Origin of the sequence: Janthinobacterium sp. SUN100 (genome assembly GCF_030397705.1) — a bacterium.
In the GTDB taxonomy this organism is placed as follows: Bacteria; Pseudomonadota; Gammaproteobacteria; order Burkholderiales; family Burkholderiaceae_D; genus Janthinobacterium; species Janthinobacterium kumbetense.
Map to the genome: position 1 here is coordinate 889,157 of NZ_JAPUBU010000001.1, position 15,454 is coordinate 904,610.

At 64.7% G+C, this 15,454-nt stretch carries 16 protein-coding genes and 1 pseudogene; 8 read left to right on the plus strand and 9 right to left on the minus strand.

Annotation, left to right across the window (positions count from 1 at the left end):
• Positions 1 to 28 precede the first annotated feature (28 nt).
• The 5 genes from O0881_RS03855 to O0881_RS03875 all read right to left on the minus strand — a co-directional run bounded on the left by O0881_RS03855 (position 29) and on the right by O0881_RS03875 (position 6,091).
• Positions 29 to 1,207 (minus strand): porin, encoded by a 1,179-nt coding sequence (locus O0881_RS03855; RefSeq protein WP_289911448.1) that lies wholly within the window; start codon positions 1,205 to 1,207, stop codon positions 29 to 31.
• Positions 1,208 to 1,587: 380 nt separating this feature from the next.
• Positions 1,588 to 2,043: a homoprotocatechuate degradation operon regulator HpaR gene (gene hpaR, locus O0881_RS03860; protein WP_251348489.1), complete on the minus strand. Its 456-nt coding sequence runs from the start codon at positions 2,041 to 2,043 to the stop codon at positions 1,588 to 1,590.
• A gap of 86 nt (positions 2,044 to 2,129) precedes the next feature.
• On the minus strand, positions 2,130 to 3,104 hold the full coding sequence (locus O0881_RS03865) for a DMT family transporter (protein ID WP_289910244.1): 975 nt from the start codon (positions 3,102 to 3,104) through the stop codon (positions 2,130 to 2,132).
• Between the two features lie 60 nt (positions 3,105 to 3,164).
• Complete coding sequence (locus O0881_RS03870; RefSeq protein ID WP_289910245.1) at positions 3,165 to 4,982, minus strand: DUF885 domain-containing protein; 1,818 nt, start codon at positions 4,980 to 4,982, stop codon at positions 3,165 to 3,167.
• Positions 4,983 to 5,047: 65 nt separating this feature from the next.
• Positions 5,048 to 6,091 (minus strand): LacI family DNA-binding transcriptional regulator, encoded by a 1,044-nt coding sequence (locus O0881_RS03875; RefSeq protein ID WP_289910247.1) that lies wholly within the window; start codon positions 6,089 to 6,091, stop codon positions 5,048 to 5,050.
• A gap of 106 nt (positions 6,092 to 6,197) precedes the next feature.
• On the opposite strand from O0881_RS03875, the gene O0881_RS03880 reads away from it, so the two are divergent.
• The 3 genes and pseudogenes from O0881_RS03880 (at position 6,198) to O0881_RS03890 (ending at position 8,537) form a co-directional block, all read left to right on the plus strand.
• Complete coding sequence (locus tag O0881_RS03880) at positions 6,198 to 7,391, plus strand: phytanoyl-CoA dioxygenase family protein (protein WP_289910249.1); 1,194 nt, start codon at positions 6,198 to 6,200, stop codon at positions 7,389 to 7,391.
• Positions 7,392 to 7,422: 31 nt separating this feature from the next.
• A pseudogene (locus O0881_RS03885) lies at positions 7,423 to 7,800 on the plus strand (Gfo/Idh/MocA family oxidoreductase); the annotation flags it as partial.
• 98 nt (positions 7,801 to 7,898) lie between these two features.
• The gene (locus O0881_RS03890; protein WP_289910250.1) at positions 7,899 to 8,537 is read left to right on the plus strand and encodes a Gfo/Idh/MocA family oxidoreductase; all 639 of its coding nucleotides are present in this window, start codon (positions 7,899 to 7,901) and stop codon (positions 8,535 to 8,537) included.
• A gap of 14 nt (positions 8,538 to 8,551) precedes the next feature.
• On the opposite strand, the gene O0881_RS03895 is transcribed toward O0881_RS03890, so the two are convergent.
• On the minus strand, positions 8,552 to 10,546 hold the full coding sequence (locus O0881_RS03895) for a glycoside hydrolase family 3 N-terminal domain-containing protein (protein WP_289910251.1): 1,995 nt from the start codon (positions 10,544 to 10,546) through the stop codon (positions 8,552 to 8,554).
• A 222-nt stretch (positions 10,547 to 10,768) separates the two neighbouring features.
• On the opposite strand from O0881_RS03895, the gene O0881_RS03900 reads away from it, so the two are divergent.
• Positions 10,769 to 11,812, plus strand: coding sequence for an AraC family transcriptional regulator (locus O0881_RS03900; protein WP_289910252.1), 1,044 nt, complete (start codon positions 10,769 to 10,771; stop codon positions 11,810 to 11,812).
• A gap of 6 nt (positions 11,813 to 11,818) precedes the next feature.
• On the opposite strand, the gene O0881_RS03905 is transcribed toward O0881_RS03900, so the two are convergent.
• Positions 11,819 to 12,214, minus strand: coding sequence for a helix-turn-helix domain-containing protein (locus O0881_RS03905; RefSeq protein WP_289911450.1), 396 nt, complete (start codon positions 12,212 to 12,214; stop codon positions 11,819 to 11,821).
• A gap of 162 nt (positions 12,215 to 12,376) precedes the next feature.
• Here O0881_RS03905 and O0881_RS03910 point away from each other — a divergent pair, with 162 nt between their 5' ends.
• The 4 genes from O0881_RS03910 (at position 12,377) to O0881_RS03925 (ending at position 14,735) form a co-directional block, all read left to right on the plus strand.
• Positions 12,377 to 12,949, plus strand: a complete 573-nt coding sequence (locus O0881_RS03910) for an NAD(P)H-dependent oxidoreductase (protein ID WP_289907127.1) — start codon at positions 12,377 to 12,379, stop codon at positions 12,947 to 12,949.
• A gap of 121 nt (positions 12,950 to 13,070) precedes the next feature.
• Positions 13,071 to 13,358, plus strand: a complete 288-nt coding sequence (locus O0881_RS03915; RefSeq protein WP_289910253.1) for a putative quinol monooxygenase — start codon at positions 13,071 to 13,073, stop codon at positions 13,356 to 13,358.
• A 79-nt stretch (positions 13,359 to 13,437) separates the two neighbouring features.
• A complete protein-coding gene (locus tag O0881_RS03920) occupies positions 13,438 to 14,004 on the plus strand; it encodes a hypothetical protein (protein WP_289910254.1) in 567 nt (188 codons plus the stop codon).
• Entirely contained in the window at positions 14,004 to 14,735 is a 732-nt protein-coding gene (locus O0881_RS03925; RefSeq protein WP_289910255.1) for a hypothetical protein, read from the plus strand. The genes O0881_RS03920 and O0881_RS03925 overlap by 1 nt, the downstream gene beginning before the upstream one ends.
• Positions 14,736 to 14,764: 29 nt before the next feature.
• On the opposite strand, the gene O0881_RS03930 is transcribed toward O0881_RS03925, so the two are convergent.
• Together O0881_RS03930 and O0881_RS03935 are read right to left on the minus strand one after the other, a co-directional pair.
• On the minus strand, positions 14,765 to 15,133 hold the full coding sequence (locus tag O0881_RS03930; RefSeq protein ID WP_289907222.1) for a transcriptional regulator: 369 nt from the start codon (positions 15,131 to 15,133) through the stop codon (positions 14,765 to 14,767).
• Positions 15,134 to 15,142: 9 nt separating this feature from the next.
• Positions 15,143 to 15,442 (minus strand): type II toxin-antitoxin system HigB family toxin, encoded by a 300-nt coding sequence (locus tag O0881_RS03935; protein ID WP_289910256.1) that lies wholly within the window; start codon positions 15,440 to 15,442, stop codon positions 15,143 to 15,145.
• Positions 15,443 to 15,454 lie beyond the last annotated feature (12 nt).

Genomic DNA, 15,454 nt, shown 5'->3' on the forward strand with positions numbered 1-15,454 from the left:
TTGAAGCTCCCGTGAGTTCAGCAACCGTTCAGAAAGAATGCTTGAGACCGACCATGACCACCGACTGGCCGCCGGTCGACGACGGCGTGCCGTTTTGCGAATCGCCGACCGAGGCGACGGCGTTGACGATGGCGCCGTCCTGGCCCAGGGTCTGGCCGCGCGCCAGCTGGCGCGCCTCGATCAGGTAGATGGCGGTGCGCTTCGACAGCGCATACGTCTGTTCGAACGACAGTTGGCGGTAGCGCGCGCGGTCGGCGATGCCGTTGGCGTGGCTGGCGAAGGTGTCGCTGTAGCCGGCGGCCAGGAACCACTGCGGCGTCAACTGGTAGCTGGAGATCAGGCCGGCCGTGTTGAAGATGGCCGTGTCGCGGAAGGCCGAGCGGCTGCCCGCCTCGTATTGCACGTTGCTGGCGTTGGCGCCCACCATCCACTTGCCCATGGTGTAGCGCGCGCTGGCGGCGATGAATTGCACGCTTTCTGCCGAGGCGTAGCCCTGGTTGATGGCGGAAATGCCGAAGCTGCCCGAAGCATTGCTGTTCCAGCCGCCCTGGGTGCTCATGGCCATGGCGCTGGCATTGTTCTGGCCGTTTTTCAGTTTCAGGTAGCCGAGCGCGAATTCGGCTGGCGAGGTGCTGTACTTGACGGCGGCACTGAAGCTGCTGCCCACGGCGTTGCCGTCGGCCGCTTCGCCAAAGCCGTACTGCGCGCTGGCCTGCAGGCCGCGCCAGGCCGGCATGCTGTAGGTGACGGAATTGCTGATGCGCACGGTCGTATCGAGGCCGTCGATATCGCCAGGATGGGCGCCGGTGGCGCCCGTCAACACGTTGCTCGACGCCAGCGAACCCACCAGCAGATAGTATGGCGTGTACTGGCGGCCGGCCGTGACGGTACCGTAGGCTGTCGATTGCAAGCCCACGTAAGCCTGGCGGTTGAACAGGGAGCTGGCCGAACTTTGCGCGCCCGTGTCGCTTTCAAAGCCGTTTTCCAGCAGGAACAGCGCCTTCAGGTCGCCGCCCAGGTCTTCCACGCCCTGGAAGCCGATCTTGCTGGCGGACAAGTTGCCGCTGCGCATGTAAGTGTTCGAATTGCCGCCCTGGTTGCTGGTGTACGCCATGGCCGCGTCGACCACGCCATAAATGCTGACATTGCTCTGGGCGCAAACGTTTGCGCCGATGAGCGTGGAGACGGCCAGCGCCGCAGCGCGCATGCATGTAGTGTTCATTTTTTCCTGACTTTCCTGTTTTATAGTACGCCCGGCCGGCATTGCCTCCGTGATGGCGACATACTGGCGAGGCGCCGCGTTGCGGCCCCATACAGCGCGTGGGGCGTCCGCTTTTCTTCTTGATTTGGATCAAGTGGAGCAAATTATACGCTTATTTACTCACATGTAAGTAATTGACTGTAAGGCGTAGTCTTATAGCAAAACTTTCTTGTGTCTTATAGCAAAACCGTCAGGCATGCGGACACAAGCCCGGCAGGATGCGGAAATACGCGGAACAGGCATGGGGAAAGCAGCGACGGCGCGTGTCGAAAAACACGCGCCCGGTGGCTAGTCAGGCAGGCGGGAAAACGGGGAAAGCGGGATGGTCAGCGCAGGATGGCGGGCGCCACCGGCAGGGTTTCGAGGGCAATGAAGGCTTCCAGGGTGCGGCGCATGTCTTCGAACACTTGCTTGCCGTAGGCCGCTTCCAGGTGTTCATATTGCAGGTCGATCAGCTTGCCCATCTGCAGCAGCAGGCTGGCGCCCGCTTCCGACAGGTGCACCTTGCGGCGGCGCTGGTCGCCTTCGAACTTGCTGCGCCCGATCAAGCCGATTTCTTCCATGCGCGCCAGGATGCCGCTCATGCTGGGGCTGGAAATCTGGCAGATCTCGCACAGTTCGCGCGGTTCCAGGGTCGGGCTTTCGTTCAGCGCGCGCATGATGCGCCACTGCTGCTCCGTCACGCCGAAGTGGTTGAGGATGGGGCGGAAATGCTGGAGCAGGCTGTCGCGGGCCTTCAGCAGCAGTTGCGGCATGTTCGGATAACGGATCGGTAGCTGCAAGCGGAACTCCCTGGGTGGGCGGAAAATTAGCGTAATTATACGGCCCGGCCACTGCAAACGGCAGGCCGGCAACGATGTATTTTTCGCTACGTCCGCCCTGCCTCCTGCCCTGCTCCCTCCTCCTGCGCATGCCGCCGCACGGACCACAGCACGCCCGCCGTCAGCAAGACCATGGCGGCCCATTCCAGGGGGCGCGGCATGCGCTGCGCGTAGACGAAGCCGTACAGCAGCGCGAACAGGGTTTCCGACAGGATCAGCTGGCCCGACAAGGTGACCGGCACCAGGCGCGACGCCAGATTCCACAGGTAGTTACCGATCACGGAAGCACCCAGCGCCAGCAGCAAACACACGAGCCAGTAGCGGTGCCAGTCGCGCGCCGGCGCGTCGTCGGCGCCGCCTGCCTGCTGCAGCGCCAGCATCGCGGCGCCAACGGCCAGGGCGATGACGCCGCTGGCCAGGCCATACAGCATGGCCCATTCCACGGAACTGAAATGCGCGTGGCGCTTGAGGAAACGGGCATTGTCGAGCGCATACCAGGTCCAGCAGGCGAGCGCGCCAACGGCGCACAGCACGCCGGCCAGCTTGTGCGCCAGACCGGCGCCACCCGCGCCGCCTGCATGGCTGACAATATCGAGATTGAAAATATCGACATTGATACAGGCGATGCCCAGCGCTACCACCAGCAGCGGCCAGGTCAGCTGGCGCAGCGGCAGCGCGCCGTGGTCCTTGCGGCCCAGGATGGTGACGCTCAGGGGCAGCAAGCCGATGATCAGGGAAGTGGGCGCCACGCCGGCCAGCTTGACGCCGTAGGCCAGCAGCAGGTAATACACGACATTGCCGGCCAGTGCCTGGCGCAGCATGGCCAGCCAGTCGCTGCGCCGCAAGCGTCGCAGCAGGGGCACAAGGCGCGGCAGCATCAGGCCGGCCGCCACCGCGCCATAGCAGATGTAGCGCCCCACCATCAGCTCGACCGGGGAAAAGTCCGGCAGCAAGACGGGCACAATGAAAACGGCGCCCCAAAAGGCGCCGGCCAGCACACCACATACGATCCCACGCCACATGCCTGCCACTCTCACGTTTTCATTCAAGGGCGCCAGTATGGCATGCGCAGGAGACCGCCGTCAGCCCCTGGCTTTTCTCTGCGCGGGGATGAAGTGTTCGCGCACGGCCCTGGCCAGCAAGTCCGGCGGCAGCAAACCCTGGCCCAGCAGGAAGTTATTGAAGGCCAGGCGGTCGAATCTGTCTCCCAGCGCCAGCTCCGTTTCCGCGCGCAGCTGCAGGATGCGCGTGTAGCCATAGAAATAGCTGCCCGCCTGGCCCGGCATATTGAAGGTGTAGCGGTCCAGTTCCTGGCGGGCCATCGGTGTCGACAGCATCACCTCGTCCGTCAGGATGCGGCCCGCCTCTTCGCGCGTGACCTGCCCCAGGTTCAGCATCGGGTCCAGCATGGCGCGCGCCGCGCGCAGCATGCGGAACTGCAGCGCGATGAACTGGCCTTCGGCCGGCTCGTAGGGAATCATCTCTGCTTCCGCGTACAGCGCCCAGCCTTCCACGTTGACGCTGTTGAACGCGTACAGGCTGCGCGCCTGCGACACGCCCCGCTCCACCATGGCGCTGAACTGCAGCTCGTGGCCAGGACGGCCCTCGTGCGCGCTCAGGGTCCAGGCGGCGCCCGCGAAATTGAAATCGTCATACGCCTCGCCCTTGCCGCTGGCGGCCGGATTGCTGACGGGGAGGACGAACTGGCCGTGTTCTCCCGTATTGCCGATCAGCGGAGGCGGACGCATATGCGGCGCCGGCTGGGCCGCCGATTCGGCGGCTGACGCCAGGCGCATGGTCATGGCGCGCGCAGGAATATCGACCACGCGCTGCCGGGCGATGCGCTGTTCCAGCTGCGTATTGACGCCCTTGTAATGCGCCTCGAGCTGCTCGTTCGGGATGGACTCGGCCTTCAGCGCGCGCAGCACCTGGCGGTAATCGCTGCCGTCGACACCCTTGAGCGACATTCTCTCCGCCACGACGGGCGCCAGCGCCTGCATGGCGGCGCGCGTTTCCAGGTAAGCCACCTGCGCCCGTTCGACCAGCGCGCGCGGCTCGATGTCGATGCCCACCTGCTTCAGGCGAAACGCATACAGCTCGGGCGCCATGCGGAAATCCGTGCGCGACAGGGGCAGCACCACCTGCTTTTCCCACGCCGCATACTCGGTCAGCTGCTGTTCCATGGCCGCCAACGCGCTCTCCGCGCCCGCGATCTGCATGTCGGCGAACAGCTTGCGGATGCCGGCGACATACGTCGGCACATTTTCCAGCGACTGCTCCACCTGCAGGCGCACGGGTCCCGCCAGGCCGGGCTTGCCGATTTGCTCCGTGAAGCGCGCCTTCGCCTGCTGCGTGATCGGCGTGCTGCCCGGGTATTGCCCGACATAGCGCTGCAGCCGTTCCAGCGCCTTGGCGCGGCGCGCGGCCGGGCGCTGTTCCTGCAGCAGGCTTTGCATGCTGCCAAAGACCATTTGCGGCACATCAACCCACGGCAAGGCGTACTTGGCTTCCAGCTGGGTGCCAGCGATTTCCTGGTCGACGGCGCCGATCAAAATCTCCAGGTCCTGGTGAATGCGTTCGTCGCGTTCAAGTTCCAGCTTTTGCTGCAATTGCGCGCGCGCCTGCTGCATGGCCGCCACCTGGCGTTCGACAATATTGGGTCCCAGGTCGGCAGCCAGGCCGTCGTACTGCACCAGGCCCGTGTCGGAAGCGTTTTCAGGCGAGAACTGCGCCTGCGCAGCCAGCACGATGGCCGCGTTACGGTTGCTGGCCTCGACCCAGGCCGATGGGGCGGCAGCAGCTGCCGCAGATGCGGGGGCGGCGGCCATGGCCGGCATGGCAAACGCGGTGGAGAGCAAGGCGGCAAGCACGGTCTGATGCAATTTCGGGATGACGGACATCGGGGGATTCCTTCAAAGGTGAGCGATGAGCGAAGCGGCGAGTATCGGCCAGCCTCGCATGCCTGTCAATTCAGGCCATTCAGGGCGGGCAGGTTCCACGGCGTGACGATCTGGATGGCGGACAGGCAGGCCGGCTGCGCCAATGCCGGCAGCGCGCCCTGCGCACGCAGGATTTCCTGGCAGGCGCGGCGCATGTCCTGGCCCAGGTCGTGGTGCAGCACGGCGTGGATGGCGCCCGACTTGAGCAGCGCCAGGTTGTCCGCGTCGAGGTCATGGCCGATGAAGACCTGGCACGGCCGGCCCGCTTTGGCGAACGCCTGCACGATGGCGGCATTGCCGCCGCCGATGGAATACACGGCGGCGATGCCCGGATGGTCGGCCAGCGCCTGCCGCACCAGCGCACCCGTGGCGCCGTCGATGCCGTGGCCTTCGCTCACTTCGACGACGCTCAAGTGCCGATGCCGTTCGCGCAGCGCGCGGCGAAAGCCGATCTCGCGCTCTTCCTCGCCATGAAAGCGGTTGCTGCTCAGGGTCACCAGCACCTGCTGTTTTTTTCTCACGCTGCCCAGCCACTGGCCGACCAGGTAAGCGGCCGTCTCGCCCGCCGCCCGGTTATCCATGCCCACATAGCTGCGGCGCGCGGAAGCCGGCAAGTCCGTCACCAAGGTCACCACGGGGATGCCGGCCGCCGCCAGCCGGTTCACCGCCTCGGCCACTGGCGGCACATCCGGCGCCTTGAGCAGCACGCCGTGGCTGCCGTTCTTGCGGATGCGCTCCAGCAGGTCGACGATCCCGTCCGCTTCCAGGGTTTCATGCAGGTGAAAGCGCGAACGCAGCACGGCCGGATGCAGCGACGGCAGCTCCGCCTCCAGCGCGGCGCGCACGGCATCCGTAAAGCGGCGCGGCGCCACCATCAGCACGTCGAGCATGAATTTTCTGCCGGACAGGCCCACCTGCGTGCTTTGCCGCGCCAGCTCGTCGAGCGCCTGCATCACGCGGCGCACCGTATTGGCGTGCACGCCGCCGCGCTGCTTGATCACGCGGTCGACCGTGGCCACGCTGACGCCGGCCTGCAGCGCCACGACCTTGACGGGGAAAGGATGCGTCACGTGCTCTCCATTTCGGATTGATGGTTTTTTGATGGATTTTCTGATGAAAAATGCGGATTTTCATCCCTATACTGATTCTACAACTTAAATAATCAGGAGACACCGCATGCACATCACCAACGCCGGCGCCCAGCCGCCCGTCCCGTATTGGCTGACGCCGGAAAGCTGCGACCTGCAAGACTTCATCGGCACCGTCAGTTGCCGCACGGCGCTGGCCGACTATCCGCACGCCGCCGCGGTGCAGGAAAATATCCTCGTCTACGACTGCGATGCGGTGCGCGAACTGGCTGCCAATCCGGCCTCGCTGCGCGCGCTGCAGGCCGAATGGGGCAAGGCGCTGATGGACGGTCCCGGCGTCATCGTGCTCAAACGGGCCGTCACCGACACGGAGACGCTGGAACAGGCGAATCGCGTGTTCCGCGACCTGATCGCCGGGCAGCATGCCAGCGGACAGGCGGGCGGCGACCATTTCGCCAGGCCGGGCGCGAATGACCGCATCTGGAACGCCCAGCAAAAGCTTTGCCTGCGCGCGCCCGTAACGTTCGCGCGCTACTACGCCAACCCCGTCTTCGCCTGGATATCCGAGGCCTGGCTGGGGCCCGCCTACCAGATGACGGCGCAAGTAAACGTCGTCAATCCCGGCGGGGCCGCCCAGGCGCCGCACCGCGACTATCACCTGGGCTTCCAAAGCGCCGCCGCCTGCGCCGCCTATCCCGCGCCCGTGCACCAGATGTCTGCCCTCCTGACCCTGCAGGGCGCCGTCGCCCATTGCGACATGCCGCTGGAATCCGGTCCCACCCTGTACCTGCCTTATTCGCAGCGTTACCGGGCCGGGTTTCTCGCCTGGCAGCAGCGGCCGTTCCGCGACCATTTCGCCCGGCATTGCGTGCAGCTGCCGCTGTCGAAAGGCGACGCCGTGTTCTTCAACCCGGCCCTGTTCCACGCGGCCGGGCATAACCGTTCGCCCGACATCCGCCGCATGGCCAACCTGCTGCAAGTGTCGTCGCCGTTCGGGCGCGCCATGGAAACGCTGGACCGCCGCGCCATGAGCGCAGCCCTATACCCAGCCTTGCAGGCGCTGCGCGCGCAGGGCGCCCTGGATGACGCTGGCGTCGGCCACGCGATCGCCGCCTGCGCCGAAGGCTATGCCTTTCCCAGCAACCTCGATCGCGACCAGCCCATCGACGGCATGGCGCCGCCCACGCAGCAGCAGCTCATGCGCGAAGCGCTGGCGCAGGACTGGCCCGCGGCCCGCTTCCTCGACGCCCTGGACAGCCACGCCTGGCGCCAGCAAGCCTGAACCCCCTACGCGCCACCCTCGGAGACTCCCTATGCAAGACATCCACATCGGCCTGATCGGTGCCGGCTACATGGGCAAGGCCCACACCATCGCCTACAAGACCGTGCGCAGCATCTTTCCCGCGGCCCGCAACCCCGTCTGCGCCTGCATCGCCACCAGCAGCGAAGAAGGCGCGGCGCGCAGCGCGCGGGAACTGGGCTGGAACAGGTCCACCGGCGACTGGCGCGCGCTGGTCAATGACCCCGCCATCGACGCCATCGTCGTCGCCACGCCGCCCGCCACGCACAAGGACATCGTGCTGACGGCGCTGGCCCTGGGCAAACCCGTGTTTTGCGAAAAGCCGCTGGGCATGACGGCCGCCGAATCCTTGCTGCTGGCGCAGGCGGCGGAAAGCGCGGGCGTGGCCAACATGGTCGGCTACAACTACATCCGCACGCCAGCCAGCTGGCGCGACAGATCATCGAATCGGGCGAAATCGGCGACATCATCCACGTCGCCGCCGAGCACGTGGAAGACTACCTGCACGACCCGCGCGCGCCCGCCTCCTGGCGCACGCGGGAAGCCACGGCAACGCGCGCCGGCGCACTGGCCGACGTGGGTTCGCACCTGCTCAATCTGGCCCTGCGTTTGGGCGGCCCCGTCGACTCGCTGGTGGCCGACATGAATACCGTGCATGCGCGGCGCGAAGGCCCGCACGGCATGGAAGCGGTGGACAACGACGACCAGGGGAGTGTGCTGCTGCGCTTTGCCAGCGGCGCGCTGGGCGCGCTGACCTTCAGCCGAGTGGCGGCCGGACGCAAGATGGGCTACACCTACCGTATCACGGGCACGAAAGGCGCCATTGCGTTTGATCAGGAAAACCAGAATGAGCTGTGGCTGTACGACGCCAGCCGCCCGGCACAGCGCCAGGGTTTCCAGCGCCTGCTGATGGGCCCCGCCCACCCCGACTACCTGGCGTTCAGCCAGGGAGCCGGGCACGGCACGGGCTACAACGAGCAAATCGTCATCGAGGCGCGCGATTTTCTGCAGGCGATCGCCGGCGGCCAGCCGGTCTGGCCCACCTTCCGCGACGGCTACGAAGTGGACCGGCTGATCGATGCAGCGCTGCGCTCCGTGCAGGAGCGCAGCTGGATTACCTTGCGCTGACGACAGGGGCGTTATCAGTACGCCAGGCCGTAACCGAACTTGTACAGCGGATGGGCCGTGTCATATGGCACGTCCGATTTCTGCACCTGCACTTCGGCCATCGACGATGGAAGTTCGAACGGCAGCTTGCCTTGCGGTTTGGCCTTGCCCGTCAAGACATCGAACAGCGCGCCGTCGCTGACGCCGAAGTTGGCGAGGATGGCGCTGGCCTTGTCCTGCACGTTGCCGAGGATGGCCGGGCGGTCCAGGTAGACGGTCACCACCGTCTTCGGCGCGAACTTCGCCGCGTTCTTGATGGCTTCGTAGTCGGCGTCGCCATCGACATAATTCAGGCGTCCTTCGTGCTGCATGCTGCCGAAGATGTAGTTCGGGTGCAGGATTTCATACGGCGCGGCCACGCGCAGCAGGGCCACGTCCGCTTCCTGGGGCGTGGCGACCACCGTGTAGCCATACTGCTTCGCCACGGCCGCATCGATGCCGTACAGGTAGACCTTCTTGACGGTGGCCGCCAGCGGCAAGACCTTGTCCTTGTTTTCCAGCAAGACCAGCGAGCGGCGCTGGGCTTCCAGGCCCGCCTCGATGAAGTCCGCCTTGCCCACCGTGGTGGCCGCCTTGGCCGCATCGACGAACGGGTGTTCGAACAGGCCTTGCTTGAATTTCTGGATCAGGATGCGCCGCGCCGACGCGTTGATGCGCGCTTCCGTCAACTGGCCCCGCTGCACGGCTTGCGTCAGGTACGGCGCTTCCGTCACGCCGCCAAACTGGTCCATCCCGGCCGTGACGGCTTTCACGTAACGCTCGGCCTTGGTGGCGTTTTCCATGCCCCACGGCGTGCCGAAGCCGATGAAGGAAGGCGCCACGCCGGCCGGCGTGCCGTTGCGGCAATTGGCGTCGCAATCGGAAGTGATGCCCCAGTCGGACAGGATCACGCCTTCGAAACCGTATTTACCGCGCAGCAAGTCCGTCAGCATGGTCTTGCTGAAACCGGCCGCCACCTGCTCCAGGGCGATGCCGTCGATGGTGATATTGCCATCCGGCAACGCGTAGGTAGGCATGACGGAGGCCGCCTTGGCCGTGAAGGCGCCCTCGAACGGCTTCACGTGGTAGGCGAAGTTGTTGCCCGGATAGGTCATGTAGCGACCATAGTAATTGTGGCCGTCGAACCCCTCTTTCGTGGCGCCGTAGCCGACCCAGTGCTTGACGACGGCCACCACGCTGCCGTCGTGCAAGCCCGTATTGCCGTCCTGGAAGCCTTCGATATAGTGCTGCACCATGCGCTTGGCCAGATCCGCATCTTCGCCGAAGGTGCCGTTGATGCGCGACCAGCGCGGCTCGGTGGCCAGGTCCGCCTGCGGCGACAGCGCTTGCGTGATGCCGACGGCCAGGTATTCCTGGCGCGCGATATCGCCGAAACGGCGCACCAGCGCATCGTCGCCGATGGCGGCCAGGCCCAGGGTTTCCGGCCACTGGGAAAATCCCTTGGTGCCGGCGCTGGCGCCCACCGTGTACTGGAAATGGTGGCGCGGGTCCGTGCTGATAGACACGGGAATGCCGTGGCGCGACGTTTCGCTGATTTCCTGCACCTTGTTGTACTGGGACGCCATGTTGGCCGTATCGCCGGCCATGCGCGTGATGAAGGTGTTGACGTACTGCTTGACGATCAGGTCTTGCAGGGCCGTCAAGTCATACGCGCCACCGAGGCCGATGCCGGAAGGGTCGGACACGGTGGGCGCCGTGCCGTGCATCATCAGGCCCGCCTTCTCGTCGAGGCTCATGCGCGACAGCAGGTCGTCGGCGCGCGCCTCGGCGGACAGGCGCCAGTCTTCGTACGGGTCGATCTTGCCGTTGCGATTCATGTCCTTGAAGGTATAGCCGTCGACCTTGAGCTGGCTATAGGTGGTGGCGCCGAACACGGGCTGCGTGTATTCCTCGCTGACGGTGTCGTTGCCGCAGGCGGCCAGGGCAAGCGTGGCGACGCAGCCGGCGACCATGCGGGCCATCGGTTTCATAGTGCAATTCATCATTATCTCCAAGACTGTTTTTGTAGGTATCCGGGTGGCATCAGGGCCAGCCCGAAATCAATATAGCGTGAGAATGCGTGAGTTTCTTGACCGCACAGCACGCGTTTTATACCCGCGAGAACAATTTTTGGTTAGACGGCACGACAACCAACAATCTCCTACAAAGTGCTAATATTTGTGAAAAATTACTACAACAAGCAGGAGACACCCTTGCACAAACCCGATACGCGCACGGTTTCGAACCGGATCGCGCAGCAATGCGCGCGCGCCATGCAAGCCGATGGGCACGACCCCGCCGACTTTTTCCGGCAAACGGGCATCACGCCGGCGCAGCTCGAGGAACCTGGCGGGCGCATCAACGCCGAGCGGCACCGCCGCATGACGGCCTACGCCCAGCAGCTGCCGCAGCACCGCGGCTTGCTCGACCTCGACGTGACGCACTGGTTCGCGCATTACTCGGGCATCGCCCACGTCTGCTTCAACCGCCCCACCCTGCGCAGCGCCCTGCACGAGCTGCTGCACTTGCGGGGCCTGATCGGCGAATTCGACTTCATGCTGATGAGTGAGAATGGGACGCGCATCGAGATCGAATACCTGTCCGAGTTTTGCCCGCTGGGGGGCGCCATGCAGGCGCTGGCCAATTTCCGCATGCTGTCGCTGGTGGCGCGCGCCTACGACGATGGCGCGGCCACGGCCTTCCATGCCGGCTTCCAGGGCAAGGCGCCGTGGTTCGCGCCAGCCATTGGCGAGTGCTTCGGCGCCGCCGCCACCTTCGGCCAGGCGCGCAACACGCTGACGTTTGACGCGCCCGCGCTGGACCGGCCTTTCGCCCAGTTCAACGCCATGCTGGCGCCGCACGCGCTGCGGCACGCGCAGGGACAATTGCAGCAGTTGCAGGGTGCGCAGCTGTTTTCGGCCCGCGTGGAGCAAGCCATCATCGATTTGCTGGGCCAGCAAGCCGACGCCGATGGCGCCGCGCTGCTGCCGGCCCTGTGCGACGGCCTGGCGATGAACCGCTGGACCCTGCAGCGCCAGCTGCAGCAGGAGAAAACGTCGTTCCGCGCGCTGGAACTGCGCGCCAAGAGCCGCGAATCGCGCCGTTTGCTGCGCGAAACGAGCCTGAGCGTGGTGGAAATCAGCGAACGCCTGGGCTTTTCCTCGCAAAGCGCGTTCACCCGCTTCTTCAAGACCCAGTTCGAACTTCCGCCGGCGCGCTACCGGCAAGACATGCAAGGTGCCCGTACCGCCGTCTGAACGGGGCTAGTCGCCCGAAGGCGGCTCGACTGCGCCTTTGGCATCGAACGCCAGCCGCGCCGCATCGATGGCGTCGCGGTGGCCATGGGCCCAGGCGCCCAGCGCGCTGATGGGGATCAACAGCGAGCGGCCCAGGTCCGTCAAGGCGTAGTCGACGCGCGGCGGCACGGTGGGAAATACGGTGCGCGTCACCAGGCCGTCGCGTTCCAGCCCGCGCAGGGTCAGGGTCAGCATGCGCTGCGAGATGCCGCCGATCAGGCGGCGCATCTCGTTGAAGCGCTTGGTGCCATTGCCCAGCAATATCACCACCATCACGCTCCATTTGTCGCCCACGCGGGTCAGGATATCCGTGATCGGGCGACAGGAAGCGGCCACGCCCGCATGGCCGCCCTCGTCGCGCATGCGCCGTTCCAGCTCCGCTCCTTGCGCGGCGGCGTCGCCAATAGTCACATCCGTGTGCCCCAGTGTGGAAAAAGTGCCTTCTTGTGCGTTCATTTGATAGTCACTATATTTAACTCGGTTACAAAAACATACCACCCGATCATACCACCCAAGAAGGCCCACATGAACATCCTGCACATCGATTCGAGCATCCTCGGCGAGCATTCCCTCAGCCGCCAATTGTCCGCCGCCATCGTCGCCCGCCTGCAAGCGGCCGCGCCGGGCGCCGCCGCCCACTACCGCGACCTGGCCGCGCAACCGTTGCCGCAATTTACGGCCGCGCCCGGCGCCGCCGACGCTGCCGCCTTGTCTGGCGCGCTGGAGCAGGTGCTGGCGGCCGACGTCATCGTCATCGGCGCGCCCATGTACAATTTCGCCATCCCCAGCCAGCTCAAATCGTGGCTCGATGCGCTGGCCGTGCCCGGCAAAACGTTCCAGTATGGCGCCAACGGCCCCGAAGGCTTGCTGGGCAGCAAGCGCGTGATCATCGCCTCGACGCGCGGCGGCTATTACGGCGCCGACACGCCGATGGCCGCCCTGGAACACCAGGAAAGCCATCTGCGCGCCTTCTTTGGCTTCCTCGGCGTCACGCAGATCGAAATCGTGCGCGCCGAAGGCGTCAAGGTCAGCGACGCTGCCAGGGCGCAGGCGTTGACGGCCGCGTTTGAACAGATCGGCGCGCTGCTGGCAGCGTAAGCGGCGGCGGATTTTCTGGCTGCGACGGAAACTGTTTCGGCGCAGCCAGACTGGACATGACAGGCATGAAAGTCCAGGATGCGCTAAGCTGCATCCGCCCCACCACTACACAAGGACCACCATGACCCTGACCGTCGTCGCCACCATCGATGCCCAAGCCGACCATACCGACGCCGTGCGCGCCGCCCTGGAAGCCGTCGTGACGCCGAGCCGCGCCGAAAGCGGCTGCCTGCGCTACGAATTGCACCTCGACAACCAGATTCCCACGCGCTTCATCATGCTGGAAGAATGGACCGACAAGGCGGCCCTGACGGCGCACTACGCGACGCCCCACTTCCTGACCCTGGTGGCCGCCACTGACGGCAAGACCGTCAAGATCGACGTGGCGGAATTGAGCAAGCTGAAGTAACGGCCGGCGCGCCGTTCAAGCGCGCGGCCATCTTGGCAAGTTGCCATCTATAATATGGCAACTTTTCTTTATGGCCATCATGACATCCTTTTCCAAGATACAAGGCGCCCTTGCGGCCGCCGCCTTTACTTTCTGCGCGGGCGCCTCGGCGCAAGCTCCCCTGACCAAACTCGTGGGCGAATACAACCTGGCCTCGTCGGCGACCGTGCCAGCCAGCACCTGGGGCTATTCCAAGGGACGCATTTCGGTCAAGCAACTCGATGACCAGCATCTGATGATCGTCCTGTCCTGCGAGTGGAAACGCGAGCCGAAAGCCGTCTGCGGCGACTATTTCTATGCCCAGCAGCGCGACGACGGCCTGTATCTGCAGGACATGAATACCTTCGCCATGCGCGTGTACTTCGATCCCGCCTCGCGCAAGCTCACCATCATCTCGCGCGGCGCGGACGCGAAACAGAGCGTGCGGCACGACGTGTTCGCCGCCACGACGGCGCCGCTCACGGACCCCGCCCTCGTGCGGCGCATGAAGCGCGAAGTGTCGAATGCCGACAGCAAGGAAAACCGGCGCGTGTTCGGGCCCTACACCAAGTGGGCTTATCAAGAAAACCGCATCGAATTCCAGCGCCAGGACTTGACGGCGCCGTGATGCCGGACCTGGTCCAGCCCCTGCGGCGCCAGCTGCTGCGCCTCGCCGGCGCCCTGCTGTGCTCGCCCATGCTCGCGCGCGCGGCCGACGGCGGCCTGCCGCGCGCCGTGCGCCAGCGCATCCTGGCCACCCTCGACGCTCCGCTGCCCAAGGTGCTCAATGTGCACCACCTGGCGCTGATACGGCGTTTCAACATCGGCTGGTCGCCCGTGGAAAGCGGCGCGCCCATGCTCAATCCGGAGCACCCGCTGGGCAATGGCGATACCCTGCAACTGGCCATGCAAGCGATCGCCGGCAAGGATGCGGCCCTGGCCGCGCAGCGCCTGACGGAAGCATCGCTGCTGCTGCCCCACTTCGTGCAGATGGCCGACCTGAAGCCTGGCGGCTATGCCAACGCCAAAACGCCGTTCACCTTGACCGCGCGGCACCTGACGCTGCTGCGGCAACAGGCGTGGATGCCGCTGGAAATGCTGGGCATGGCGGCGGAAGACTACCTGGCAGAAGGCTATTGGCCCACCCCGTCCGTGGACGGCAAGCGGCCGTATGGCAACTTCACGAATTACCCGGTAGAAATGGCGCAAGCGCTGGACCTCCCCGTGCGCCGGCAAGCGAACGGCAGCCTGGCCGTCACGCCAGCACTGGAAGCGAAACTGCAAGCGCTGCACGAGCAAACCATGGCCGCGCTGCAAGTGTTTGTGCGGCAGGCGGGCTTGCGGCGCAATACGGTATAAAAAGAAACGCAAAAAAACAGGCTGGCCTACTATGCCTGAGCCGCCGCCTGCCGTATCAGCACTTCGGCCGGAATACCCAGCTCCTTATGCAGGCGGCGGATCATCGGCAGAGTAAGCTGGCGCTTGCCATTGAGAATCTCGTACACGCGATTCAGGTGCCCTATCATCGGTTCAAGATCCTTGGGCGCCAGTGACTTTTGCTCCATGCTGAATTTAATGGCATCGATGGGATCTGGAAATTCCATGACAAAATGGCACGCCTCATAGGCATCGACGAGCGTAGCGAGCACATCCAGGCGATCACCTTCAGGCGAACCGAACTTGGCAGACATTAAAGACTCGACTTCCCGCAACGCGGCGCGATAGTCGTCTTCGGTGCGAATAGGTTTGATGTGCATCATATTGTCCTAAATTGTTTGTGCATCGATAGCGTCATAGTGGCGGTGCGTACCAACAAATTTGATGTACACAATGCCATAGGCATAGTTGATCGACGTAACAAGACGGTATTTATTACCTCCAATATTGAACACAACCCGCCCCTCTTTCAGGATGCTCGCCGTAGCAAAGTCCGCTTTCACGGCCGCCGGGCCCGGCCATGACGCCCTGAGCACATGGCCATACCATGACAACAAAGGTGCCTTCGAATCTGCGTAGATCGCCTGCTCATAAAAGGCAATCAAGGTCGGCTTGGCCAAAATGCGCATGACTTGATTTTA